This window comes from Paenibacillus oryziterrae (assembly GCF_042610485.1).
Classification (GTDB): domain Bacteria; phylum Bacillota; class Bacilli; order Paenibacillales; family Paenibacillaceae; genus Paenibacillus_AQ.
The window spans coordinates 162,387-188,026 of the sequence record NZ_JBGJZO010000005.1 but is presented as its reverse complement, the minus strand read 5'-3'; the positions used below and the strand labels follow the sequence as shown (position 1 = coordinate 188,026).

Here is a 25,640-nt window from a genome sequence, read left to right as displayed (position 1 = left end):
TGCTTCATTCTAACAAATGCAGGATAAAAACACCAACGGGCCGCTAAATTTGCGGCCTGTAGTGGACAGCTTTTATATAGGATGTTCCTCTCTGAGGAGACTAATTCAGAGGAATTATAGATTTGCTCCCTCACCGGCAGCATCTGCTTTCAGCAAAGAAGTTGAGGGAGAGAACGTCTCACCCGATACCGCCGGCAGTCTCACATCTGCAGTCTGAGCACCAAAGAGATGGCGGAAGACCTCTTCAACCGTCTCTATCGGAATTACGCGCAGCGGCGCGAGGTCCGCAAATAACGATTGCCAGTTATCTTTTGGAATCAGCACAGTGGTTGCCCCAGCCTGAAAAGCAGCTTCAACCTTGGCGATTACACCACCGACTGGTTTGACTCGTCCATGGATGCCTATCTCTCCCGTTATAGCAACCGTATTGTCTACCGGAAGTCCACGAATAGCCGAGACGATCGCAACGGCCATGGCAACACCGGCTGAAGGACCGTCCACAGGTGTGCCCCCGGGAAAATTGACATGAAGATCATAACGATCCGGCGCGAGATTCATGGTTCGCAGTACGGTCAGCACATTCTCTACCGACCCACGGGCCATGCTTTTACGCCGGATGGTCCGGGATCCGCCGCCAATTTCTTCTTCATCTACAACGCCTGTAATGTTCAACCTGCCCTGGCTGCCAGCGGCAGGCGCAGCAGTGACTTCGATTTCAAGCAGGGTTCCCATGCCCGGACCGGACACCGCAAGCCCATTTACCAAACCCACCTGCGGAACTGAAGGAATTCTTCGTTCCGTTCGCAACGGCAGCTGGCTGCTGCCTGCCACCCATTCTACATCAGCGGCATTCAATACATCCCGTTGCTCCGTTAAGGCCAGACCAGCCGCTAGCTGAATCATATTAACCGCTTCTCTACCGTTGGTAGCATACTGTTTCACAATGTTAACCGCTTCCGGACTCGGTTTCAGGCCGATCTTTTGGATTGCATCCCGGCTGATAACCTCAATTTCATCCGGCAGCAGCGGCCGAAAATAAATCTCCATGCAGCGAGACCGCAGAGCAGGAGAGATTTCATCCGGGGAGCGCGTCGTGGCACCTACCAGACGAAAATCCGCCGGAAGACCATTTTGAAAAATATCATGGATATACGCAGGCGTATTGTTATCCTCCGAGTTATAATAAGCGCTCTCCAGCAGCACCTTTCGGTCTTCAAGTACCTTCAGGAGTTTGTTCATCTGAATGGGGTGAAGCTCACCAATTTCATCGAGGAACAAAATACCGCCATGAGCTTTAGTGACCGCCCCAGGCTTTGGCTGTGGAACTCCTGCCACACCCATTGCACCCGCTCCCTGATAAATCGGATCGTGAACCGAACCAATCAGCGGATCGGCAATCCCCCGCTCATCAAAACGCGCAGTAGTAGCATCAATCTCCGTGAATTTCGCATCACTTTTAAAAGGGGACTGCGGATTCCTCTTCGCTTCCTCCATCACAACACGCGCCGCTGCGGTTTTACCAACACCGGGCGGCCCATAAATAATTACGTGCTGCGGATTGGCACTGCAAAGCGCCGCCTTTAAAGCCCGGAGTCCGTCCTTCTGACCGACAATATCACCAATGGAAGCAGGGCGCGTCTTCTCGGATAGCGGCTTGGTCAGTGAAATCATCCGCATTTTACGAAGCTTGTCCAGCTCCTTGCGCGATTCCCGGTCTACCGCCGTTTTATTGGTCTTCTGGCCCCGCAGCAAATTCCAGAAATATACGCCGATAACCAGCGCGAAAAAGAGCTGCACGACCATTACTATTATGCTTAACTCCATAAGGCATCCTCCTGTTTCTATTGACTCTTTCTCAAGGCAACGAACTGCTACTAGGTAGTATAGCCTTTTCAATCATCAATAAACGCAGTAGAACGGATTTTACTTGAGACTTGCTTATAGCTCTATACATACAAAAACATCCCCGTCTGATAAAAGCCGGGGATGTCCATAAACTTACCGGAACTCGTGCAGAAACAGATTAGTATTATGCCAGATTGCCTTTTCCTGAAGTTGCTGTCTGTACTGGTGGGGCCAGATTCGCATGGCTGCGTCCAGGAATCTCTCCCGTAGCTTCGTAAGCAACTACTATCGCGTCGATCTCCTTCTTCAGCTCATTGACCAGATCAGCTTCAGGAACCTTGCGGATCATCTTACCGTAGCGGAACAATAGCCCTTCGCCACGTGCTCCGGCAATCCCGATATCGGCCTCGCGCGCTTCACCAGGGCCGTTAACCGCACATCCAAGTACAGATACCTTGATCGGCACCTTAAGCTTCGAAATATATTCCTCTACCTCATTGGCGATGGAGAAGAGATCAATATCAAGCCGTCCGCAGGTAGGGCAGGAGATTAGTGTAGCCGCATTGGAGATTAGGCCAAATGTCTTCAGCAGCTCACGCGCTACTTTAACTTCTTCTACCGGATCGGCACTAAGCGATATACGGAGCGTGCTGCCAATACCCATCGACAGTAAAGCGCCAATACCCGCCGAGCTCTTGACGGTTCCGGCGAACAAGGTGCCCGACTCGGTAATACCCAGATGCAGTGGATAAGGGATAACTTCCGCCGCTTGACGGTAAGCTTCAATTGCCATGGGAACATCGGAAGCCTTTAGAGATACGATGATATCATGAAAATCCAGTTCTTCCAGTATGCCTATATGAAACAGTGCACTTTCAACCATAGCCTCCGGCGTCGGATAGCCGTATTTCTCTAGAAGATGATTCTCCAGCGAACCCGCATTCACACCGATCCGAATAGGAATACCTTTCTCTTTACAGGCTTTGACTACCGCCTCTACCTTCTCGCGCCGGCCAATATTGCCCGGATTAATCCGTACTTTATCAATGCCGTTCTCTATCGCAATTAACGCGAGCTTATAATTGAAGTGGATATCAGCCACGAGCGGAATGTGAATCTGCTTCTTGATCTCCTTGATGGCTGCAGCAGCTTCTTCATTGTTGACGGTCACACGTACCAGCTGACAGCCGGCTTCTTCCAGCCGCAGTATTTCAGCTACGGTAGCCTCGACATCGGCTGTTTTGGTTGTACACATGCTTTGAATGGCAACCTCGTTGTTTCCCCCAATAATGAGTCCGCCCACATTGACAGGACGGGTCTGGTGTCTCAAGAACATGGCTTTCTCCCCCATAACGCCAAAGCTCCACCCCTTCGCCCCCGCTAAGCAACGGGATGTGCGGAAGAAAGGTGGAGACGATGACTTGTATTGTTAAGGAACGCCGGCTTACGCGCTTTCCTCTTGTTTCTTGTCTTTCTTGAGCTTCAATTCAGGCAATGCTTTCTCTTGAACAACCTTCTCGGTAATGACACAATCCTTGATATCATCTCGCGAAGGCACTTCATACATGACATCGAGCATAATGCTCTCGATAATCGCACGAAGTCCACGTGCACCCGTGTTGCGTTTGATCGCTTCCTTGGCAATGGCTTCAAGTGCAAGCGGCTCAAATTTAAGCGCTACATTGTCCATCTCCAGCAGCTTCACGTACTGTTTGGTGAGCGCGTTCTTAGGTTCTGAAAGAATGCGCACCAGCGTCTTCTCATCTAGCGGCTCCAACGTGGAAATGATCGGCAGACGACCGACAAATTCAGGAATCAATCCGAATTTAAGCAAATCCTCAGGCAATACCATGGACAGGTATTCGCCAGTCTTCAAATCCTTCTGGCCTTCTACTGCCGAATTGAAGCCGATGACTTTTTTGCCGATACGGCGTTTGATCATTTGCTCCAGCCCATCAAAGGCACCGCCCACGATAAACAAGATATTCGTGGTATCAATCTGAATAAATTCCTGATGAGGGTGCTTACGTCCGCCTTGCGGAGGCACGGAAGCCACCGTTCCTTCCAGAATCTTCAGTAATGCCTGCTGTACACCTTCACCGGATACGTCGCGGGTAATTGAAGGATTCTCTGATTTGCGCGCTACTTTATCAATCTCATCAATATAGATAATGCCGCGTTCTGCTTTCTCCACGTCATAATCAGCCGCCTGAATCAGCTTCAGCAGAATATTCTCAACATCCTCACCCACGTAACCGGCTTCCGTTAGGGAAGTCGCATCCGCAATGGCGAAAGGAACATTGATAATCTTGGCCATGGTTTGTGCCAGTAGTGTTTTACCGGAGCCTGTAGGACCGAGCAGAAGGATGTTGCTCTTTGTCAGCTCTACATCTTCGATTTTACTGTGGCTATTCACCCGTTTGTAGTGGTTATATACAGCTACAGACAGTGATTTCTTAGCTTGCTCCTGACCAATTACATATTGATCAAGAATATCCCGGATTTCCTTCGGCTTCGGAATATCTTTCAGATCCAGCTCTTCCTCATGGCCGAGCTCCTCTTCCACGATTTCCGTACACAGTTCTATGCACTCGTCGCATATATAAACGCCCGGTCCCGCAACTAACTTGCGTACCTGCTCCTGTGATTTGCCGCAAAAGGAACACTTTAATTGCCCTTTTTCATCATTAAATTTAAACATGTAGCCACCCCTTTAAGATTTGATCGGTGAAGTGAGAACCTCGTCAATCAGGCCGTACGCCTTCGCTTCTTCCGCGCTCATGAAATTATCGCGGTCTGTATCCCGTTCGATTTTGTCAAGGGGCTGACCTGTGCGATCCACATAAATCTGATTCAGCTTCTGTTTTGTTTTGAGGATCCAATCCGTGTGAATCCAGATATCGGATGCCTGGCCTTGAACGCCGCCGAGCGGTTGATGAATCATTACCTCACTGTTCGTGAGAGCATATCGTTTACCCGGTGCGCCTGCCGTAAGCAACAGTGACCCCATACTCGCTGCCATCCCCACACAAATGGTGGAAACATCCGGTTTAATGTATTGCATTGTATCATATATACCCATGCCGGCTGTTACAGAACCACCTGGCGAGTTGATGTACAAGTGAATGTCCTTTTCGGGGTCATCTGCCGCTAAAAACAGCAGTTGGGCGATAACCAGATTGGCGACATCATCGTCAATTGCATTGCTCAGGAATATGATGCGATCCTTCAGCAATCTGGAATAGATATCGTATGAGCGTTCTCCCCGATTTGTGGATTCCACAACCATTGGTACCAGACTCATGTCACCAACCTCTTTTCTATATATAGAGTAGTCTTACCTGTTCAAAAATATTTTAACACGTTCAAAGCCCTATGTCATTTTTTCACTTTACAGCTTGATTATATCCCGAAAACAATCGATTCATAACCGCCTGCTATGTAATCCCTAAATATAACTTTGGTACTCACAAGTTCTAATATCGGATATTACAAAAAATAAGGCACGTAACAAATACCGTGCCTTATCTCATGTATATGGAGACCGAATCCGGCCACTCTAGTGAGTCTAAGTTGAATTACTCTGCGTTTACTTCTTCTGCTGCAGGCGCTTCTACTTCTTTGCTGTTCTCAACAAGGAATTCGATTGTCTTGCGCAGGGAAATTTCTTCATTCAGGCTGTTCAAGGAACCGTTAGCTGCAAGAATGCTGCGGATTTCCTCAGGAGTGCGTTTGTAAGCTTCAGCCATAGTAGCCAGCTCTTCTGCAATCTCTTCATCGGAAACTTCGATTTTCTCCTGTTTCGCAATAACTTCCAGAACCAGGTTGTTGCGGACGCGCTTCTCAGCATCGCCTTTCATTTGGTCCTGAAGATCTTCACGGGTTTGACCGGAGAAGCTAAGGAACATATCCATGTTCATGCCTTGTTGGCGCAGACGGCTGTCGAAATCACGAACCATGTTTTGTACTTCGCTGTCGATCATAGCTGCAGGAATATCCACTTCAGCATTAGCAGCAGCTAAATCAACGACTGCATTCTCACGAACGCCTTTGAGTTCCGTCAATTTGCGTGCTTCAAGCTGTTGTTTCAGGTCCGATTTGTATTCTTCCAAGGTATCAAATTCGCTTACATCTTTAGCGAACTCATCATCCAATGCAGGAAGCTGTTTACGTTTGATTTCATGCAATTTCACTTTGAATACAGCCGCTTTGCCTGCAAGATGTTCTGCATGGTAAGTTTCAGGGAAAGTCACTTCTACATCTTTAGAATCGCCTGTGCCCATACCTACAACCTGCTCTTCAAAGCCAGGGATGAAGGAGTTGCTGCCCAGCTCAAGGGAATGACGCTCAGCTTGTCCGCCTTCGAATGGTACTCCATCAACAGATCCATCAAAGTCAATAACTGTGATATCGCCGTTCACTGCTGTTTCGTCTTCGATCACTACCAGCTCAGCATGACGCTGTTGCAGACGGGAAAGTTCTGCTGCCAGTTCTTCCTCGGAAACTTCTGCTTTTTGTACTGGAACTTCCAGACCTTTGTATTCGCCAAGCTTCACTTCAGGCTTAACCGTAATTTTCGCTTTGAAGATAAACGGTTGGCCTTTCGCAAATTGCTCAACGTCCACTTCAGGACGGTCTACCGGGAAAATGTCAGCTTCTTCGACAGCTTCGCCGTAAACTTCAGGAAGCAGAATGTCGATAGCGTCTTGATACAGGCTTTCTACACCGAAACGGGATTCAAAAATCGCCCGCGGCACTTTACCTTTACGGAAGCCAGGTACGTTTGCTTTCTTAACTACTTTATTAAAAGCTTTGTCGAGTGCTGCAGCTACACGTTCAGCTTCAACCTCTACTTGAAGAACGCCCAGGTTCTTCTCTATTTTCTCCCAAGTTGCTTTCATAATATACTTTCCCCTCCAAGATAGGTTCACATGTTAATGTACAATTTCCACGCGCAGAATAACCATTATATTATATACAACATTACTTTTTTAATCAAGTATGCTAACAACGGTAATTGCTGTCCGGCTCAGTATTGAAGCCCGTTCTGCACAAATCCCTTCAGAGAACGGTACGCCTGCTCAAATTGAAACCGCATCGTATCCGTGATTCCATACATCGCCCGCGTCTCTTCCTCATTCCGTGAACCGTTCAGGCTTTCCGATACGATCTGATGTAGCGAGCCCGCCCAAATATCAAGAAGCATGTCGTCTGCAGTCAAAAGCGCGCGGTAATCTGGCGTACCATAAATCGACATAATAAACTGTGCCCAAAGCTCCTGAGCAAAATAATACAACGTCGGTTCATGAACTTCTGCCTGTATCGCCACTCTCTCGAGCACCTGATTCACCTGGACTGGAAAATCCTCGGTCTGAAGCGGCACATCTTCGATGTCGCATACGGCAATGTTCAGGACGCGTTCCAACTTGACCGTTCCCTGAGCCCCCCGCCTGCGGAGCGTCTGCAGTGCACGGAACTGCAGCAGCGGATGGGCTTTGCCTGTCTCCAGCCAGGCCGTAATGGCCTCGTCAATACCTTCACCTTGAATGTAAGATAGCTGCTCCAGAGCAAGCACTGTGCTCTCCGCGAGAGGTTCGTTCATAATTTTAAAAAGCAGTCTGTTCGCGTAGTCCGGATCATCATTCTGCTTCGTCTGAGCCAGCATTCGCGCCATATCGATTTCACTCTGCTCCTCATCATCTCCAGCAGGGATTGCTTCCGTGCCTGCTTGACCTGCCTCATAGGGGAAGGCTGCCTCTAGCCACTCCAGCAGGGATTGCCATTCAGCATAGTGCCGCTCTTCCTGTCCCTGGCATTGGAGTAAAAAGCGGAGTAGTTCCATAGCTTCCCCGTATCGTTCACTTTCCAGCATAACCGTCAACTGGATCTGGTAATAATCGAGTGTCTTCGGAAACAGCACAATATTCTCTTTGGCAGGGGAATTCATATTTTTAATGAGGGCACCTCCTTGCAACCATCTCGTTCAATTATTAATCCTGCTCAGTATAGCATACCCTTTACCTGATTTTAAAAAACAGGTTGTAAAAGCTTTCTATGTATGATAACATAATTTTTGCTTGCTTTTCAGTCATCCTNGGGGAATTCATATTTTTAATGAGGGCACCTCCTTGCAACCATCTCGTTCAATTATTAATCCTGCTCAGTATAGCATACCCTTTACCTGATTTTAAAAAACAGGTTGTAAAAGCTTTCTATGTATGATAACATAATTTTTGCTTGCTTTTCAGTCATCCTATCATGTCCCGGTAGCTCAGCCGGATAGAGCATGCGCCTTCTAAGCGCACGGTCGGGGGTTCGAATCCCTTCCGGGACGTCACACAAAGCCTTCCTTCGGGAAGGCTTTTGTGCGTTCCGGGGGGAGAACCCCCGTTGGGTTCGTTGGAGCATACGCTACGTTAGCAACTACTTCGCAATCCGCCCGAAAGGGCGGTATCCCTTCCGGGACGTCACACAAAGCCTTCCTTCGGGAAGGCTTTTGTGCGTTCCGGGGGGGAGAACCCCCGTTGGGTTCGTTGGAGCATACGCTACGTTAGCAACTACTTCGCAATCCGCCCTTTAGGGCGGTATCCCTTCCGGGACGTCCTTGGGTTCGTTGGATTAGGATTTAAGTAAGTAGGGTCTGGGCGGCCGCTCCGTGAACGGAACGTTGCTTCGATCGCTGTTGTGTCCGGATTTTTTTGAATTATACCCAGAGGTATAAATCCGGACAAGCATATGCTTTCGATGCAAGCTTTCCTACCGAAAGCTTTCGAGGCGACCGCTACCGCTTCTACGCAATCGTTCCGCCCCTTCCGCTGCATCCAGCGGGACCCGTGAAAAATCAAGAGTGACTAGCCCAATAACAAGCAGGAAACACGATAGTTCTAACAAATGAGCACCGCTCTAAGTCGAATCACCTCCTTATAGCTCATGCCTATACCTTGAGATAGACAACATAATGGAGACCCTGGATTACATCATTTCTGTACGCATATTTCTAATAGTAATCTGTCCTTTAAACAGTACTTAAATCGATACGAACTATAAGCAAAGACCAGCCAGTCACCTTTGAGGAGACTGGCTGGTCTTTGCCGTTATTTTCCAAAAGATTACCTCTGAAACCAGCGGAGCGGACGGACGATTGCGGAAAAGCGATTGTAGCAACAGTCCGTTCGCGAAGCGCTCAATTTCAGACAAGGGGCACCGAGGCTTTATGTTCTTTTCAACGCCATATTCTGTACGGTGTCACGGTCGAAAACTACGTTCTCTACTGGTTCATCAATATCTGTAGTGTATCGGTCAACGGTGACCTTGCCCAGATACATTTTACGGACACTTACGCTCTGTTTCGCCTTAAGAAAGGACTGTGCCCCGCTCTCCCCGCCGACAAAACCTGCCGAAATCTTCCCCCCAGCCTCCAGATGCGATCCTCGGCACATCGAAGTCGATCTGACAAACGTGATATTACCGGAAGAAAATAGATCACTATGCACAATTCCGTTCCGGTAGATTGTAATGTCACCGTTTGATTTGATCGTGGTGTTCTGGCATTTGCCGATCGCCACTTCAACCTTGACCTCCTGCAACCGGGCCACGCCGGAATGAAGCTCCTGCAGCGCATTGGTAAACCCGATTAATGAAGACTCATTCACGTAATCAACGAGCAATACCGGATTAAGAAAGACGTTCAGAACATGCATCACTTTATCGAGATCATGCTGAAATCCCTCCTGTACCTGCGTAAGCACAGTTAGCAGCTCTTTGGTGACCTGTGGAATCTTCTTGAATTTGCTCTCCAGCAGCAGCAGAACCGCATGACCATATTTAACCGACTGCTTCCGGTTTTCTACAGCATGAGACAGCATGCTCACGGCTTTCTGCAGCTGTTTAAGCTCTTCAATTAGAATCTCGGACGCATTATAGATCCGGTTATACATAACGCCAAAATATCCAGAATACAGCTTGCTGTTCGTCGCATTACCTTTGATCAGAATACTGCCGGTAGCCGTAATCGTAGAATTGTGGACGTTACCGGCGACGTACACGTTACCAAGCGATTCGATAAGCATGTTATCCTCAACATCGCCGTGGACCAAAATATCACCTGAGAAGACAATATTTCCCGTCTTAATATTGACATTGCCCGGAACAATATAGGAGGTGCAGATATCGAAATACTTAATCTTGTCTCCTGTCATTCTCGGTCTGCCTTCACGAAGAGCACGAATTTCGTTGTTGACGAGCAGCACGGTTTGATTCTTGGCAATGATAATGATATCCACAGGCTGCGCGGGATATAAAACCTCACCGTACACATCATAACCCGTTATTCCCTCCACAAGCGGGATCTTTCGGGCGATAACCTCTCCTCTTACGGCAGATGGAATCCTCAGATGGCTACGGTAGTCAACTTGTCCTTCTATTTCACTAAACTCACTTTCAATGGTCTCTGCGAAATAGATTTCCAGCCGCGCATCCTCTCCCGGTACGGGGGCACGCCCCATGGCCACAGGAAAAGGGTGAAAGGTTGGATTCATCAGTTCGGCATGAATACCGGAAATGTTCAGGTTTTGTGTGATCGATTTCTTCTCAAAATCGGTAATTATTTTATTTAAGCTCAGCTGTCCATGCTCAACTTCCGTGTTCATCGTTGCCGTCACTTCCAGCCAAGCCGCCGGACTGTGGTTATTAAGATTCCAGGCAAACCGCTTGGAAGAATACAGTGTAAAGACCGCCTGAAGCTTGTCCTCCGAAACTGTGATGGAGTATAAAGGCGGCTCTGAGATCTCCCAGTTGATGGTGTCATCGCTGGTTACCTCAGTAGGACCCGAAATTTTCTCATCATTAACATAAATAACAACAGGAAGCACGGCAGAAATAACCGCAGACGAGCCTCCGGGCGGAGGATTCAGGACAAATATTTTATTGGCACGGACATACACTCTTCCGTAATTATCATCAGTAGTATTCACATCTATAAAAAAAGTGCTAGATTCCTGGGAGTCATCTGCCGTGGGTTCCATATTCAATTGATTAATGAGCAGATATAGTTCTTTCTCCGACATCCGATCAGGCATAGGCTTACGCCTCCCTATTTTTGTACTTATCTATATTCTAATCCCAAAAAGACAAAAAGACCATATTACGATTGAGGGCGGAATACACACTCCAATTGATAAAAAAAAGAAGCCGACCGGGACGAAAAACCCGTCCCTATCTGCCTCTATTTATACCCCGTTTATATGATGCAGGGCCATTGAATGCGAATAGATCAACGCCCTTGGTTGCGTTTGCCTAACCACAGAGGCAGGCGGAACGCAAGGTTAATGAACAATACGATGAATACGAGCACGGCAGCGGATTTATCGGCAATTTCCCGGGCGTCCATAACGATAGCCTCCGATTGCACATACCACAAGTGAACAGCCAGTGTTTCACCTGGTGAGAATAAATTGAAATCCCACATCTCTCCGGACGTGCTGAGTCCTGCAGTCAGGATAATTACCGCGGATTCTCCGAATGCGCGTCCTGCGACAAGACAAATACCTGTAATAATCGCTGGAAGAGCTGCCGGAAGTACAATTTTGCGGATGACATGAAACTTCGTTGTACCCAGCGCAAGACCCGCTTCTCTCAGTTCATCAGGAACAGCACGCACGGCTTCTTCAGTGACCCGAGCAAGCATCGGCAAGTTAAGCATCGCTAGACTCACACCCCCGCCGAGGATGGTCAGACCAACCCCGAAATACTCGGCAAATATCGCAAGTCCGAGCAACCCGAACACGATGGAAGGCACCGAGGAAAGGGCTTCTACCGCCATACGCAAGCCGCTGGTAAATTTATTGTCAGGTGCATATTCAGCCATGTAAATGCCTGCTCCAACTCCTAGAGGAATGGAAACAAACAATGAAATAAATAGAATATAGAAGGAATTGAACAAAACAGGTCCAATCCCACCACCCTCATCGATCTCTTCAGGCTGCTTAATGAGAAAATCAGGCCGAATATGAGGCAGGCCTTTAGCCAATATGGTAAAGAGCAACCAAAACACAAGCAGCATGACTAAGGCTCCGAGTCCATAAAAGGCGATATTCGCTAATTTATCGCGACGTTTCGCACGTGCGGTATGCCGTGTACGTGTAAATCCGCTCATGAGGCATCTCTCCTCTTTCTTCCCAAAATACGTATGATCACAATCAACACAAACGAGATTAACAGCAGCAAGAAAGCCATCATATGCAAGGCATAGTTCCAGGTAGAATCAAATTCCACATTGGAAATCTGCATTACGATATTGCTGGTCAATACCGAGGAAGGTGTGAACAGCGTTTTTGCAAGCTGCGGAGTATTACCGATAACCATCACTACAGCCATCGTCTCGCCGATAGCCCGGGTCATCCCGAGAATGATAGCGGAGATTACACCTCTGCTGGCTGCAGGCAAAACCACCCGCATCGTAACCTGCAGCCGGGTGGATCCCAGCGCATAAGCGGCATCGCGGTATTTGCGAGGAACCGCAACCAGTGCATCATCACTGATACGTGTAATGGTTGGAAGCACCATCAGTGCCAGGATAAGTGCAGCCGCCAGCACTCCGTCTCCCAGACCTTCTCCACTGACTCTGCGGAGAAAAGGTAGCAGTACCGTAAGCCCGAGATAGCCATAAACGATGGAAGGAATGCCTACCAGCAAATCCAGTACCGGACGGATAATATTCTTCATCCATTTCGGAGCAATCTCGGCACATAATACTGCCATTCCTACGGATATCGGAACCGAAATGAGCAACGTAAGTGCGGTCAATGACAATGTATTTACAATGAAGGCTGCGGCTCCGAAGGCCTCTTCTTCCGGCGTCCAGTTAAAAGAAAGGAAGAATTCTGCCGGAGAAATATGAGCAAAGAGAAGCAGCGCTGTTTTACCGATGAATAAAATTACGAGACCCAGCACAAAACAAAGCGCCAAGATACTGAACAAGAAATAATATCTGAAAAAAATGTTGCCGGCCATGTGCCGCTTATGGCGCTTCTGAGCTGCCAAATCTTCTTTGGCACTCCCGTTCGCCCGGGCTGCCAGACTGTGAACCGGTGACCCCATGACTTTCCCTCCTGTGAGCGGCCACTCCCTTAGAATCCGGGACTGGCCGCTGCTGCCGTTCAGTATAGAATTGGATAGCTGTATTATTTCATAGCCGAAATCGGAATGAATTTAAGCTTTTTCAGTGAACCTTGTTGGAACTTCTTGCTTTGGATATAAGAGATAAATTCTTTAGTTGCACCTGTTGGCTGGCCTTTAGTCATAAAGTAACCGTATGCCCAGATCTTGTATGTTCCGTTAATAACATTATCCGTAGTAGCAGCAACACCATTGAATTTCACGGCTTTCACATCACCGCTAACATATACAAGGTCAATGTATCCGATGGAGTTCGGAGTTGTGCTTACAGCAGTCTTCATATCACCGCTCGATCCGGTTTCTTTATAGTTCTTCTCTTTCTTCACGATATCGCCGCCGCCAAGGGCTTTAGCCTGGTAGTTAACGCGGGTACCGGATCCAAATGCGCGGGTAATGACAACGATATCGGCATCCGAACCGCCTACCTCTTTCCAGTTCGTGATTTTGCCGGAGAAGATGCCTCTAAGCTGCTCAGTAGTCAAGTTGTCTACACCTACGTTCTTGTTAACGATTGTTGCAAAAGGAATGACAGCCACTTTATTCGCAACCTGACCATCAAAAGCTTTGAAGCCTGGAACGTCAATGCTCGCATCCCAGTCGCAAGCACCAATGTCAGCAATCCCTTTCTTTACGGCTTGCGGCCCAGTAACGGAACCCTTACCGGAAGCGGCGATTTTCACTTTTGGATGAAGCTTTTGAAATTCTTTAGCGGCTTGAAGCGTCAACGGCAGAAGTGCCGTTGAGCCATTGACCGTAATTTTACCGCTTAATGAATCCGCTGCTGCTGCAAACCCCGCAAACGAAGCTGTTGCTGCGATAACGGCTGTGAGTGCTGTTACCGTGAATTTTCTAAAAATATTCATTTAATGAATCTCCTCTCGGCTGTCGTGCCGTATTTTTGTAATGGTATATCCGTTGTTTAGGAACGTTCTTATTTCGAAAGCTGTACAGCTTTGGCATTCTGGATGACCGAAAGCTTACCTTCAATAACTACCGCCAATTTGCTGCCGTCCTGGGATACTGCGATTTCATCGATGCCCGTTGTAGTGCGGTACAGTTCTGTTTTCACTCCAGCTGGTGTAAGGGCATAAATCCGTGTGCTGCCGTCAGTAGCTGTGCCAGCAACAACCAGGCCGCTGCTAACTTTTGCGGACCAGACCACCTCGATATCAAGACTCCAGTCAGCGAGTGTTCCATCCGTTTTTACAGTCTTCAATGTGTTGAGGACCTTACCATCTGGATCAGCACTCAGGTATACCACGCTGTTGTCTGCCAGGATTTCCGGATACAGCTTGTTATCCGCAAGGGTAGTCAATGCTGCCGGTTTCGCATCCTTAGTGGCAAGATCCAGCTTAAAGAGTTGTCCGCCTGCCTTACTGAAGTCAACAGACAGGGAATCCTCTGTGCTATCAGCATCATTTTTAGCAACCCCGGTTACATTGACAATATATACTGCTGTTTTGCCGTCAGCGGAAATCCGCAAGTCGGATTTATTCTCTACTTTGTCAACCAGCAACTCAGTTACCGTCCCGCTGGCAACCGCAATTTGTGAAATTTTCTCTTGCTTGTCTCCTTGGACGAAGTAAATTATTGTTCCGTCCTGGGACCATACAAGGTCAGTCTTTACCGAAGTGTCGCTGCCAAGAACCTTAATGATACCGGAGGAGAGATCAATGAGATTCAGATGACCTGTATCATCGGTGAAAGCGCCCCATTGTTGGTCTGGAGATACTGTGAAATCAACAGCACGTGCGTCGGTTGAGAATGTATCATAGTAACCCGGAGTTGTAGTGAATTTGACAAGCTGCAGAGCCTCGGAATCCTCACGGTTCGCAATGATGCTGCCATCGGCAGTCCAGTGGAGGGTATCGAATTCACCGGCAAGTCGAGCAGGGTTTGTGATGGCATTAGGCTTCACTTGCACTTCACCACCAAGGCCGTTCACCAGCTTGGTCAGCTCAACATACGTTTTACCTTTATATACTACTGGCGCTACAGTGAAGGTTCCTTGAACACCGTCTGCCTGAAAGCTTTTGGAGCCTATTTTTAATTGAAGGGTATGTAATCCTCTGATATCGCTCAGTTCGATGCCGGTTGCTCCAACTGTTAAGGAAGCTCCCAGTTTGCCCGCTACCTGGCTCAGCGAATACAACTTGTAACCGCCGCTGTCAATGGTATTGAAGGTGGCGGATGCTCCGTTAACTGTCCAAGAAACGGAACCTTCCTTGATTGCAACAGCAGATATCGTTGTTTTACTGTTAGCCGAAGTTTTCGCACTGCCACTAACACTTGCTGCTGATGCACTGGCTGCTCCTGCTGTAACGAGAAGTGCGGAAGCCAAAGCTGTGCTTAACCATTTACTGTTTTTCAATATATTCACCCTTTTCATCTAGGTAACTGCTTCTCTTATTTTCAGCTACAATTGTCAAAGGCGTTGCAGAGGAATGTAATGGAAATATTAACTTATTATTTTTATGCGGATTTATTTACATTAAGGATAAAATACGTTATATTATGAGTGAGTACTCACTCATTTTAAGAATCGAGGAGATTATGATGATAAACGCTGCTCCGGTCATTAAGGCAGATCATGTCGGCAAATCATTTGGCAGCAAAGTAGTACTAGATCAAATTTCGCTTCAAGTAGAACAAGCTGAAACCTTTGGCATTCTGGGCCCCTCTGGCTCCGGCAAAACAACACTCGTTAAGCTTCTGACAGGTATTGATGTTGCTTCCTCAGGTGAGATCCATGTTCTGGGAGTCCAAATCCCCAAACTGGCTATGCTTCAGCAAATGGGTTACATGGCACAGTCGGATGCACTGTACACCGAGCTTAGCGCTAAAGAAAACTTGGAGTTTTTCGCATCCCTGTATGGTTTAAAGGGGGCTAAGCGGACACAACGGATTCAGGAAGTCATGGAGCTTGTAAATCTGCAGGATCATTTACGTAAAGGTGTCGGTCAATACTCAGGAGGAATGAAACGCCGCCTCTCACTGGCCATTGCCCTGCTGCACGAACCTCCGCTCTTGATTCTGGACGAACCGACTGTCGGGATTGATCCGGTACTTCGCAAATCCATCTGGGATGAGCTGAGAGCACTCAATAAGAGAGGAACTACGATTGTGCTGACTACACATGTAATGGATGAAGCGGAGAAATGTGACCGGCTTGCTATGATCCGGGACGGCAAACTTCTAGCAGTGGATACTCCGCAGGGATTATTACAGGCTACAGGGACAACTTCGATTGAAGAGGCCTTTCTATATTATGGAGGTGTACGTTCATGAGAATCCGGGCTATTACCCTTCGTATCCTTCAGCAATTTATTCATGATAAAAGAACGATGGCGCTGATGTTCATCGCTCCCCTGCTAGTCCTGAGTCTAATGAGCCTCGTCTTTAATGGTAATGCTTATGAACCGAACATTGGCGTGTCCGGAGGAGCAGCTAAACTTACCGCATCGCTCGAAAGCTATGACGCTAACGTAACGGATTATTCCACGGCTGAGCTTGGTTCTAAAGCCTTGCAGAACGGGGATATTGATGCCCTAATCACGATGGACGGAGTTTCGCCGAAAGTCCTGCTGGAAGGCAGCAACCCGACGGCGAACCGCGCAGTTATGCAGACGCTTGAACAGGCCTCTCAGGATCTTATCCCCTCTTCCCAAGGTAAGGTTCAGCCGGTCATCGACTATCTTTATGGATCTGCGGATATGAAGACCATCGACCGTTTTGGCCCTATTATGATCGGAGTTTTCGTCTTCTTCTTCGTCTTCCTGATTGCCGGTGTATCCTTCCTGCGCGAACGAACAACGGGTACATTGGAACGCTTGCTGTCTACACCTCTAAAGAGATGGGAGATTGTAATCGGCTATGTCTGCGGTTTCGGGATCTTCACCGTATTTCAGGCATTATTGATCTCCTGGTTCTCCATTCAGGTGCTTGGTATCCTAATGACCGGAAGCTTCGGTTATGTACTGCTAATGACGTTGCTATTGTCCATGACGGCCCTTACTCTGGGAACCTTACTGTCCGCATTCGCAGCTAATGAGCTGCAGATGATCCAGTTCATCCCGCTGATTATTGTTCCACAGATCTTCCTCAGCGGCCTGTTCCCGATGGACACCTTACCGCTGTGGCTGCAACGGGTTGGTCTGGCGACACCTCTATATTATGGGGCCGAGGCACTAACGAATGTTATGGTTCGCGGCAAAGGCTGGGATGCCATTGCACTCAATGTCTACGTGTTAATTGGCTTCTCCCTGCTGTTTATGATGCTGAACGTACTGGCCCTGAGAAAGCACCGCAAAATGTAAACTTGTCTCGGGCTGTGGTAATATAACAGAGCAGAAAGATGTCTGGAGGGTTGCCGTATGGCCGAGCAACATGTGAATAAATACGATAAGAATACAGAAGATGCATGGATCGAAGAGCTTATATCCATCGGCAAAGAAGAGAAAATGACCGAAAAGCAGATGTCCATCATGCAGGCGGCAATCGAGGTTTTTTCCGAAAAAGGATTCTCAGCTGCGGCTACAAGTGAAATCGCCCAGAAGGCCGGCGTCGCAGAAGGGACTATATTCCGATACTACAAAACGAAAAAAGACCTGCTGCTGTCGATCATCGGACCCACCATGAGCCGGATGATTGCCCCTTTCGTTATGAGGAACTTCAACGGGATTCTGGAAATGCCTTTTGACAGCTACGAGGACTTCCTGCGTGCCTTTACGATTAACCGGCTTGAATTTGCCCGCAAGAACTTTAAAATCATCAAGATCCTGATTCAGGAGATCCCTTTCCAGCCTGTACTGCGGGAACATTTTATGGAGCACATACTTAGCAAAGTGGTGGAGAGGGTCGAGGAGATTGTCGAGCATTTTAAGGAAAAAGGTGCGGTTATCGATGTACCGACGTCTGCCGTCATCCGCTTCTCCGTTTCCTCCATTGTCGGCTTCCTACTTGCCCGGCTGCTGCTGCTGCCCGAGAAGGACTGGGATGACGAGAAGGAAATTGAGCTTACCATACAGTTCATTATGCACGGCATCAGTGCTCCAGGGATTGAACGCCTTAAATAAATTATCGCAGTATCGTTTCTTGTATTTCCATTAAAAATAGGGTGTTCCTGCAGCCGCTTCGAACGGCTTGGGAAACACCCTTTGTTAATTAAGCAGCCTTGCCCAGCAGGAAGCTAATAATGAGAATACAGAAGACGATTAATGTAATTCCTACATATAAATAGTCTTTTTCTTTAAGGAAGACCACCAGAGACGAAGCGACCCGCAGCACCGGGGTTAAGATAAGCAGGAATAATCCGCTCTGCATAATGGCTACAGCCTTGAAATCAGCCACTCCTTGTAGCATCCCGCCGAGCGTTACCGGATACGTCCCTTCAGGATATCCTCCTACTCCGGTCACCAGCAGCTTCAGCAGGCCTAACAGAATAACCGAGGCACTGATCAATACGCCAATCCGCAGCACCTTGCTCACGATGAGCTCCACTTCGCCAATCCGGCTAACCGCGGTTTCTTTTACACCCTCCATTATAATCTCACTCCCTGTACGATCATTTGCACCGCTACATAAATCAGCACCGGTATAAATAGCTTACGGATCGTCTGATTCTTGAGGCGCTGCATAATCTTTGATCCAAGCGTAGCTCCGAGAAGAACGCCCAAAGCTACAGGAGCCGAGATTACCGGGTCAATATCACCGCGCAGCATATATATTCCCGCGCTCGCCGCCGCTGTGACACCCATCATAAAATTGCTGGTCGCCGTCGAAACTTTCATTGGCAGCTTCATAAACATATCCATCGCCATCACCTTGAAACTTCCGCTCCCAATGCCGAGCAGACCCGAAATCACACCCGCTCCGTACATCACGCCAAAACCTCCATAAACATTTCCTACATTATAGGAAATCTCCCGTTTATGGGCCTTATCATAATAACTTCCCGCGAGCTTCAGCTTCTGTGATGCCGGATGCATCTCTACACCCTCCGGCAGCTCGCTGTTTCGGTTCTTGAGCATGTTCAGTGCCGAATAGAGCAGCAAGACAGCGAAGACGATATACAAAACCTGCGGGGCAAATATTCCGCCCAGGAATGCTCCGGTTATCGCCCCGGTCGTTGTAGCTATCTCCAGGAACATTCCGGCACGCACATTCGTGATTTTATCCCGGATATACGCAACTGCCGCTCCGCTCGATGTAGCGATTACGGAAATCAGGCTTGCCCCGATCGCAAATTTAATATCTACCCCGAAGAGCAGCGTTAATGCAGGAGTAACGATAATCCCCCCGCCCAGCCCCAAAACGGAACCGATGATTCCCGCTGAAATAGCGATTAAAAAGATACTTAATGTTGTAAGTGCCATAATTTCATTCTCCGCTTCATGATTGTCAATTGCGTATCCGCACAAGATGTTGTCCCTGCGCTTTTCCGTTCAAAATACTATGCCTATCCCGGCATTTTGTCAACGGGCTCCGGAATTGACTTACCCATTAGAAGTGCTATATTGATTTAGTATTCTCCACCCCCCATTGAGCGAGATCATTATAGTGTTGAACCAAAAGAGTCTGCCGATGATCAGGAAATGGAGAATTACATGAGGACAAGCTTTACATGCTTCCGGCGTTAATGTATAGAGTTACAGGTGCTGATAAAACGCTATACAAGCCGGATGTACATGAGATTATAAATTAAAGGATGGGTCATGTTATGGGCTTCAGTGTCTCGGAAAGGGTTATTAAGCTGCTGTGCGGCAACATTGCTTTTGACAAAGGCCTCGCTTATTATCAGGCCGGAAGAGTAACAGTGCTGTATGCCGATACGGATGAGATTTCTGAACCTTCGCGTTACGAAGCCGATGTCCTGGGGGAGAGCTGCTACAATGTTCGGGCTGTGATCGATAGCGATGGAGATGTAAGGGCCGCCTGCACGTGTCCTGACTATTATCAGGGAGGTCCTTTCTGCACCCATATTGCAGCTCTCCTGATTACCGTTCTCGACCTGCAGAACAGTGAAAAAGGAGAAGGCCAGACTGCTAGCTCTAATGCAGGCTTTTCACGCGATCAACACCTGGTAGACGGTATGCTGGGCATGTTCGGAACCAGCCGGCCGCGTCCCAGCGGGACCGGAACTTTTGTCGATAATCGGGAACCCCTTTCTGTGGCATGGACTTGCAAGCCTTTTACATTAGAATCCGGTAACCGCATGTTTGGCATAGAATTCAAAATCGGGCTGAAACGCTCCTACATTGTGCCTAAAATCCGTGCCTTCCTCCTGAGTGTCCAGCGCGGGGAAGCCTATGAATTCTCTAAGCAATTTGTCTATGAACCTTCCATGCACAGCTTTGCTAAAGAGGACAATGACATACTCCAGAAGCTGATCGAAATCGTAGTCAACGAGCAAATGTACCGTTACAGCTTCGGCGCCAACTTCGGATCTGCTGTACCAGGAGGTGAGCGGTTGCTGCCGGTGCCTCCGTATTTCTGGGATTCTTTACTCCCGGCGCTTACTAGGGCACCTCTTACTTATATACAGCAAGGTGATAAATGGGTTGAAGGTATTCAGGTGACTGCGAAGAAACCTCCGGTCCGCTTTCAGCTTAAGTCTGCCGAGTATGCAGAAGCTGGATATCATCTGGATGTTGAGGGATTGGACGCCATGGTAATCATGACGGATTACGGATTTATTGTATCCGATGGTCAACTGCTGAAACTGCCGCAAGAAGATTGCAGGCGTCTTGCCGGAGTGCAGGCTATGCTGGAGAATTCCCGTAGGGATGGCATCGGCATCATGCCTGAGCAGATGGAATCTTTTATGGATAAGGTGGTTCCCGGTCTTAAACAGATCGGGCATGTCACGATATCGGACAGTATTTCTAAGCGTATCATTCAATCTCCATTGACGGCGCGGCTCTATCTCGACCGTTTGAAGGACCGGCTACTGGCTGGACTTGAGTTCCAATATGGTGATATTGTGATCAATCCTCTCGACGAGAAAAGACAGTCACGTGAAAATTCGTTAATTCTTGTGCGGGATACAGACAAGGAGCGACGGATTCTGGATCTGATGGAGCAAGACACCATCGTACAGACGGAAGGCGGATATTATTTGAGCGGCGAAGACGCCGAATATGACTTCCTGTACCATACGGTTCCGCTACTTGAACCACATCTTGATGTTTATGCGACCACTGCTGTAAAAGCACGATTCTATAAAGGTTCATCTCCTCCGACAGCTACCCTGAGCTGGAACGAGAAAACAGACTGGCTGGAATTCAAATTCGACATCGTCGGTATTCCCGAATCCGAAATCCAGAAGGTCCTGAAATCCCTCCAGGAAAAACGCAGATACTATCGGCTTCCGGATGGGGCGCTCCTGCCTCTGGATACGGAAGAATTCCTGGAAATCATCTCGTTCATGAATGAAGTAGGCATCCATAGAAACGAGATCACCGGCAAGCAGTTTTCTCTGCCTCTGTCCCGGGGATTACATCTGGCAGCCGATGCTGCAAGAGGGGATGCCGTAACCATCGGCAAAAGCCTGCGCAGACTTCTCGATAACATGCAGGATCCGGGCCGGTTGGATTTCCCTGTGCCGGACAGCCTTGCCCCTGTGCTCAGGGACTATCAGGAGTATGGCTTCCAGTGGATGAAGACTTTGGCGAATTACCGGTTTGGAGGGATTCTGGCGGATGATATGGGCCTGGGAAAAACAATGCAGAGTATCGCCTTCCTGCTCTCTGAGCTTCCGGCCATCCGGAAAGATGGCGTTCCCGCGCTTATTGTGGCGCCTGCTTCTGTGGTCTATAACTGGCTAAACGAGCTGCACAAGTTCACACCTGAGATTAAGGCGGTTATTGCCGACGGAAGCGCTGCGGACCGGGGAAAGATTCTTCAGAATGCCGCAAGGGCAGATATCATCATTACTTCTTATCCCCTGCTCCGGCGGGATATCGCAATATATGCCAAGAAATTGTTCCATACACTTATTCTGGACGAAGCGCAGACGATCAAGAACCACGTCACACAAACGGCCCAATCCGTCAAATTACTCCAGGCCCGCTATCGCTTTGCCCTAACCGGGACACCGGTAGAAAACGCCCTTGAAGATATCTGGTCTATCTATGGCGTTGTATTTCCTAACCTGCTTCCCGGCAAAAAAGAATTCCACGATCTGCCGAGAGAAACGGTCGCCCGAAAAATCCGTCCCTTCCTGCTGCGCAGACTGAAGCGGGATGTCCTGAAGGAACTTCCGGACAAGATCGAATCGCTTCAAGCTTCCGAACTGCTTCCGGAACAGAAGAAGCTGTACGTAGCTTATCTTGCCAGACTTAAAAAGGAAGCACTCCGCCATTTAAACAGCGAGGATGCAGGGAGCAACCGGATCAAAATCCTGGCCGGCCTGACCCGTCTTCGCCAACTATGCTGCCATCCTTCTTTGTTCGTAGAAGGATATACGGGCAGTTCAGCGAAAATGGAACAGCTGCTGGAGATTATTGAGGAATGCCGCAGTGCGGGTAAAAGGATGCTTGTTTTTTCACAATTCACCGGAATGTTGGAATTGATCGGACAGGAACTCACACTTCAGGATATTCCTTATTTCTATCTGGACGGACAGACACCTGCCCCTAAGAGGGTGGAACTGTGCAACCAATTTAATGCAGGTGAACGTGACCTGTTCCTTATCTCGTTAAAAGCGGGCGGAACCGGACTAAATCTGACCGGAGCGGACACGGTAATTCTCTACGATTTGTGGTGGAATCCTGCCGTCGAACAACAGGCTGCGGACCGGGCCCACCGGATCGGGCAGAAAAATGTCGTGCAGGTGATCCGCCTTGTCACCCGTGGCACTGTCGAGGATAAAATGTTCGAGCTGCAGCAGAAGAAGATCAATCTGATCGATGAAGTGATCCAGCCGGGTCAGGAAGCCTTATCCAGCTTAACCGAGCAGGATATCAGGGAGATTCTAGGTATATAACGGTGTAGGACTGACGGTGTGGACATAAGGAGTGCGGGTGGAATCTTTTTACTAGAACAACTATTAAGAGATTCGGGCTGCTATTGATTTCTCCGTAAAATTAGCTATACTAGAAAAAATATATACAATCGATGATCGGGAGAGTAATTGCGGGGATCCAGTCTACAGCGAGCCGGAAGAGTGAAAGCCGGTACGGACCAACGCAGTGAAGCGCACCCGGGAGATGGGCTTCTGAACCTCAGTAGGAAGCTCCGGCAGAGGGCCGTTAACCCGTAGAGTGGCTAAGCTTCCCCGTTTAGCAACGAGAGTGGTACCGCGAGCGTTAGCAGCCTCGTCTCTTTGGAGACGGGGCTTTTTTGCATTTTAAAGGAGGTCTTTTCAATGATCGGTCAACGGATTAGAAACCAATTAGAGCAAAGCGTGCATACCGTACTGACGAATCTGGACATCCCGGAAATCAGCAATATTAGAGTGCTTATCGAACAGCCGGCTAATGCCGAAAATGGTGATTATTCCAGCAGCATCGCCATGCAGCTCGCGAAATCTATTCGCAAGTCCCCCCTAGTTGTCGCTGGTCTGATTCAGTCTGAGCTTCAGCAGAAGGGATTGATCGGCGGCCTTATTCAAAAGGTTGAAGTTGCGGCTCCTGGGTTTATCAATCTGTTCGTGAACTGGCGGGTATGGGCCGAGAGCACCTTCGAACTGCCGGATCATTCCGGAGAAAAAATCGTTATCGAGCATACTTCAGTGAACCCGAACAAATCGATGCACATAGGCCATCTGAGAAATTCTTGTATCGGAGACACACTGGTGCAGATTTTGAAAAGAACGGGGTATGACGTAGAGGTTCATAATTATATTGACGATTTGGGCAATCAACTGGCTGACACGGTAGTTGGGCTGCTGCATGTGGACCTTCAGGGTGAACATGAACGTTTTGGCGATTATTGCTGGGACCTTTATTCCAGTGTCAATAAGGTGTACGCGGCAGATCCGGGTATGACCGTCAAGCGTGTAGATATTCTTCATGGGCTTGAAAACGGCGGCGGCAACGAAGCCTGGCTCGGGACCCTTGTCGCCGAAAGAATCGTAAAAGAGCATGTCGAGGAAATGAAAGGATTTGGTATCAATTATGATCTGCTGGTATGGGAGAGCAGCATCGTAAGGGAAGGATTTTGGGAATCTGCTTTTGAGCTGCTGCAGCAATTACCTGTGTTTGTGCAGGAACAGGAAGGAAAGCTGGCTGGCTGCTGGGTGCTGAAACAGGCGGTCACAGAGACCCGTGGAGAAACAGATACTGATGAGCACAACGCGGATAAAGTGCTGGTACGGTCGAATGGCATTTTAACGTATACCGCCAAGGATATCGCTTATCATCTATGGAAATTCGGACTGCTGGATAAAGACTTTTTGTACAACGAATTCACAGCGGGCTTATGGACTACAGGAAAGGAAGGGCTTAAGCAGGCTTTTGGCCAGGCGGATAAGGTTATTAATGTCATTGATTACAGACAGGAATACCCCCAGCAGATGGTGAAGATGGCCTTAGGAGCGCTTGGATATACTTGTCAGGCAGAGCAACTGAACCATGTAAGCTATGGTGTGGTTTCGCTGAGTCCAGCTTCCGCCGCAGAACTAGGCATTGATACCTCTGACGGCAAAAGCTCCTATGCCATGTCGGGGCGGCAAGGTATAGGCGTTAAAGTAACCGATCTCGTGCAGCTCATGGAACAGGTTATTGAAGATACACGTCCTGATAAAAGCGGGCTATCCAGCCGGCTGATCGCTACTGCGGCCATCCGCTACTATCTGCTCCGGTTCAATCTGGGAACCGAAATTATTTTTGATTTCAGACAGGCTACAGAAATATCCGGGAACACGGGTGTGTATTTACTGTATACCTATGCGCGTGCGAAAAGTGTATTGACTAAAACAGATTTTCCCGGACATACCAAACTCCCGTTATTCCCGCAGGAACTGGATAAAGCAGAAGCTGCGCTTTTAAGACATTTAAGCACATGGCAGGATACGCTCTTTTTGGCAGGCAAAGAACTGACGCCAGGCTCAATCTGCAATTATGCTTTTACACTTGCCTCCTTGTTCAATCATTTCTATTCCCAATGTCCGATTCTCAAAGGGAAGTCCGAAAGCGTGGATTTCAGGATCTGGCTGACATATACATTCTCTGAAACTCTGGGTGATGCGCTCCAGGTGCTTGGTCTGCCGCTGCCGGACCGGATGTAGACTGTTCCCTCCGGAACGCACAAAGCCTTCCGAAAGGAAGGCTTTGTGTGACGTCCCGGAAGGGATACCGCCCTTTCGGGCGGATTGCGAAGTAGTTGCTAACGATGCTTATGCTCCAACGAACCCGCGGGGTTTCTCTCCCCCGGAACGCACAAAAGCCTTCCGAAAGGAAGGCTTTGTGTGACGTCCCGGAAGGGATACCGCCCTTTCGGGCGGATTGCGAAGTAGTTGCTAACGATGCTTATGCTCCAACGAACCCGCGGGGGTTCTCCCCCTCCGGAACGCACAAAAGCCTTCCCGAAGGAAGGCTTTGTGTGACGTCCCGGAAGGGATACCGCCCTTTCGGGCGGATTGCGAAGTAGTTGCTAACGATGCTTATGCTCCAACGAAC

General features: G+C 48.5%; 18 protein-coding genes, 1 tRNA gene and 1 other annotated feature. Of the genes, 6 read left to right on the top strand and 13 right to left on the bottom strand.

Going from position 1 to position 25,640, the window contains the following annotated elements; all coding sequences use genetic code 11:
• Positions 1-114: 114 nt before the first annotated feature.
• The 6 genes from lonB to ACAN55_RS08480 form a co-directional block, all read right to left on the bottom strand.
• Entirely contained in the window at positions 115-1,824 is a 1,710-nt protein-coding gene (gene lonB, locus ACAN55_RS08505; RefSeq protein ID WP_379130791.1) for an ATP-dependent protease LonB, read from the bottom strand.
• 205 nt (positions 1,825-2,029) lie between these two features.
• Positions 2,030-3,181, bottom strand: coding sequence for a flavodoxin-dependent (E)-4-hydroxy-3-methylbut-2-enyl-diphosphate synthase (gene ispG, locus ACAN55_RS08500; RefSeq protein ID WP_379130788.1), 1,152 nt, complete (start codon positions 3,179-3,181; stop codon positions 2,030-2,032).
• 108 nt (positions 3,182-3,289) lie between these two features.
• Positions 3,290-4,546, bottom strand: a complete 1,257-nt coding sequence (clpX, locus tag ACAN55_RS08495) for an ATP-dependent Clp protease ATP-binding subunit ClpX (RefSeq protein WP_379130785.1) — start codon at positions 4,544-4,546, stop codon at positions 3,290-3,292.
• A 12-nt stretch (positions 4,547-4,558) separates the two neighbouring features.
• Positions 4,559-5,149: an ATP-dependent Clp endopeptidase proteolytic subunit ClpP gene (gene clpP / locus ACAN55_RS08490; protein WP_379130783.1), complete on the bottom strand. Its 591-nt coding sequence runs from the start codon at positions 5,147-5,149 to the stop codon at positions 4,559-4,561.
• A 274-nt stretch (positions 5,150-5,423) separates the two neighbouring features.
• Entirely contained in the window at positions 5,424-6,746 is a 1,323-nt protein-coding gene (gene tig / locus ACAN55_RS08485) for a trigger factor (RefSeq protein WP_379130780.1), read from the bottom strand.
• A 128-nt stretch (positions 6,747-6,874) separates the two neighbouring features.
• The gene (locus ACAN55_RS08480) at positions 6,875-7,792 is read right to left on the bottom strand and encodes a hypothetical protein (RefSeq protein ID WP_379130777.1); all 918 of its coding nucleotides are present in this window, start codon (positions 7,790-7,792) and stop codon (positions 6,875-6,877) included.
• Positions 7,793-8,105: 313 nt separating this feature from the next.
• Between ACAN55_RS08480 and ACAN55_RS08475 the strand changes: the two genes are divergently transcribed.
• A tRNA-Arg gene (locus tag ACAN55_RS08475) sits at positions 8,106-8,179 on the top strand.
• An 877-nt stretch (positions 8,180-9,056) separates the two neighbouring features.
• Here the strand turns inward: ACAN55_RS08475 and ACAN55_RS08470 are convergent.
• The 5 genes from ACAN55_RS08470 to ACAN55_RS08450 all read right to left on the bottom strand — a co-directional run bounded on the left by ACAN55_RS08470 (position 9,057) and on the right by ACAN55_RS08450 (position 15,391).
• Entirely contained in the window at positions 9,057-10,922 is a 1,866-nt protein-coding gene (locus tag ACAN55_RS08470; protein ID WP_379130775.1) for a flagellar assembly protein A, read from the bottom strand.
• A gap of 194 nt (positions 10,923-11,116) precedes the next feature.
• A complete protein-coding gene (gene pstA, locus ACAN55_RS08465; RefSeq protein ID WP_379130773.1) occupies positions 11,117-11,998 on the bottom strand; it encodes a phosphate ABC transporter permease PstA in 882 nt (293 codons plus the stop codon).
• Positions 11,995-12,942, bottom strand: coding sequence for a phosphate ABC transporter permease subunit PstC (gene pstC, locus ACAN55_RS08460; RefSeq protein WP_379130770.1), 948 nt, complete (start codon positions 12,940-12,942; stop codon positions 11,995-11,997). The genes pstA and pstC overlap by 4 nt, the downstream gene beginning before the upstream one ends.
• An 83-nt stretch (positions 12,943-13,025) precedes the next feature.
• Complete coding sequence (locus tag ACAN55_RS08455) at positions 13,026-13,883, bottom strand: phosphate ABC transporter substrate-binding protein (protein WP_379130768.1); 858 nt, start codon at positions 13,881-13,883, stop codon at positions 13,026-13,028.
• Positions 13,884-13,951: 68 nt separating this feature from the next.
• Positions 13,952-15,391, bottom strand: coding sequence for a TolB family protein (locus tag ACAN55_RS08450; RefSeq protein WP_379130766.1), 1,440 nt, complete (start codon positions 15,389-15,391; stop codon positions 13,952-13,954).
• A gap of 185 nt (positions 15,392-15,576) precedes the next feature.
• On the opposite strand from ACAN55_RS08450, the gene ACAN55_RS08445 reads away from it, so the two are divergent.
• The 3 genes from ACAN55_RS08445 to ACAN55_RS08435 are packed head-to-tail and all read left to right on the top strand — an operon-like array spanning position 15,577 to position 18,095.
• Complete coding sequence (locus ACAN55_RS08445) at positions 15,577-16,308, top strand: ABC transporter ATP-binding protein (protein ID WP_379130910.1); 732 nt, start codon at positions 15,577-15,579, stop codon at positions 16,306-16,308.
• Positions 16,305-17,336, top strand: a complete 1,032-nt coding sequence (locus tag ACAN55_RS08440) for an ABC transporter permease (protein WP_379130764.1) — start codon at positions 16,305-16,307, stop codon at positions 17,334-17,336. The genes ACAN55_RS08445 and ACAN55_RS08440 overlap by 4 nt, the downstream gene beginning before the upstream one ends.
• 57 nt (positions 17,337-17,393) lie before the next feature.
• On the top strand, positions 17,394-18,095 hold the full coding sequence (locus ACAN55_RS08435; protein WP_379130762.1) for a TetR/AcrR family transcriptional regulator: 702 nt from the start codon (positions 17,394-17,396) through the stop codon (positions 18,093-18,095).
• Positions 18,096-18,183: 88 nt separating this feature from the next.
• On the opposite strand, the gene ACAN55_RS08430 is transcribed toward ACAN55_RS08435, so the two are convergent.
• Positions 18,184-18,561, bottom strand: a complete 378-nt coding sequence (locus ACAN55_RS08430; RefSeq protein ID WP_379130760.1) for a DUF1634 domain-containing protein — start codon at positions 18,559-18,561, stop codon at positions 18,184-18,186.
• Positions 18,561-19,394, bottom strand: a complete 834-nt coding sequence (locus tag ACAN55_RS08425) for a sulfite exporter TauE/SafE family protein (protein WP_379130757.1) — start codon at positions 19,392-19,394, stop codon at positions 18,561-18,563. The genes ACAN55_RS08430 and ACAN55_RS08425 overlap by 1 nt, the downstream gene beginning before the upstream one ends.
• A 344-nt stretch (positions 19,395-19,738) precedes the next feature.
• On the opposite strand from ACAN55_RS08425, the gene ACAN55_RS08420 reads away from it, so the two are divergent.
• Both ACAN55_RS08420 and ACAN55_RS08415 read left to right on the top strand, forming a co-directional pair.
• Complete coding sequence (locus ACAN55_RS08420; RefSeq protein ID WP_379130755.1) at positions 19,739-23,005, top strand: DEAD/DEAH box helicase; 3,267 nt, start codon at positions 19,739-19,741, stop codon at positions 23,003-23,005.
• Between the two features lie 122 nt (positions 23,006-23,127).
• Positions 23,128-23,347: a binding site (T-box leader), on the top strand.
• Between the two features lie 39 nt (positions 23,348-23,386).
• A complete protein-coding gene (locus ACAN55_RS08415) occupies positions 23,387-25,249 on the top strand; it encodes an arginine--tRNA ligase (RefSeq protein ID WP_379130752.1) in 1,863 nt (620 codons plus the stop codon).
• The last annotated feature ends 391 nt before the right edge of the window (positions 25,250-25,640 follow it).

Bases quoted from the DNA above. Each gene is read 5' to 3' on its own strand.
- ACAN55_RS08455 (WP_379130768.1), bottom strand. From the start codon at position 13,883: ATGAATATTTTTAGAAAATTCACGGTAACAGCACTCACAGCCGTTATC.
- ACAN55_RS08480 (WP_379130777.1), bottom strand. From the start codon at position 7,792: ATGAATTCCCCTGCCAAAGAGAATATTGTGCTGTTTCCGAAGACACTC.
- ACAN55_RS08440 (WP_379130764.1), top strand. From the start codon at position 16,305: ATGAGAATCCGGGCTATTACCCTTCGTATCCTTCAGCAATTTATTCAT.
- ACAN55_RS08430 (WP_379130760.1), bottom strand. From the start codon at position 18,561: ATGGAGGGTGTAAAAGAAACCGCGGTTAGCCGGATTGGCGAAGTGGAG.
- tig (WP_379130780.1), bottom strand. From the start codon at position 6,746: ATGAAAGCAACTTGGGAGAAAATAGAGAAGAACCTGGGCGTTCTTCAA.
- ACAN55_RS08445 (WP_379130910.1), top strand. From the start codon at position 15,577: ATGATAAACGCTGCTCCGGTCATTAAGGCAGATCATGTCGGCAAATCA.
- ACAN55_RS08470 (WP_379130775.1), bottom strand. From the start codon at position 10,922: ATGCCTGATCGGATGTCGGAGAAAGAACTATATCTGCTCATTAATCAA.
- pstA (WP_379130773.1), bottom strand. From the start codon at position 11,998: ATGAGCGGATTTACACGTACACGGCATACCGCACGTGCGAAACGTCGC.
- lonB (WP_379130791.1), bottom strand. From the start codon at position 1,824: ATGGAGTTAAGCATAATAGTAATGGTCGTGCAGCTCTTTTTCGCGCTG.
- ispG (WP_379130788.1), bottom strand. From the start codon at position 3,181: ATGTTCTTGAGACACCAGACCCGTCCTGTCAATGTGGGCGGACTCATT.
- ACAN55_RS08435 (WP_379130762.1), top strand. From the start codon at position 17,394: ATGGCCGAGCAACATGTGAATAAATACGATAAGAATACAGAAGATGCA.
- clpP (WP_379130783.1), bottom strand. From the start codon at position 5,149: ATGAGTCTGGTACCAATGGTTGTGGAATCCACAAATCGGGGAGAACGC.
- clpX (WP_379130785.1), bottom strand. From the start codon at position 4,546: ATGTTTAAATTTAATGATGAAAAAGGGCAATTAAAGTGTTCCTTTTGC.
- ACAN55_RS08415 (WP_379130752.1), top strand. From the start codon at position 23,387: ATGATCGGTCAACGGATTAGAAACCAATTAGAGCAAAGCGTGCATACC.
- ACAN55_RS08425 (WP_379130757.1), bottom strand. From the start codon at position 19,394: ATGGCACTTACAACATTAAGTATCTTTTTAATCGCTATTTCAGCGGGA.
- ACAN55_RS08420 (WP_379130755.1), top strand. From the start codon at position 19,739: ATGGGCTTCAGTGTCTCGGAAAGGGTTATTAAGCTGCTGTGCGGCAAC.
- pstC (WP_379130770.1), bottom strand. From the start codon at position 12,942: ATGGGGTCACCGGTTCACAGTCTGGCAGCCCGGGCGAACGGGAGTGCC.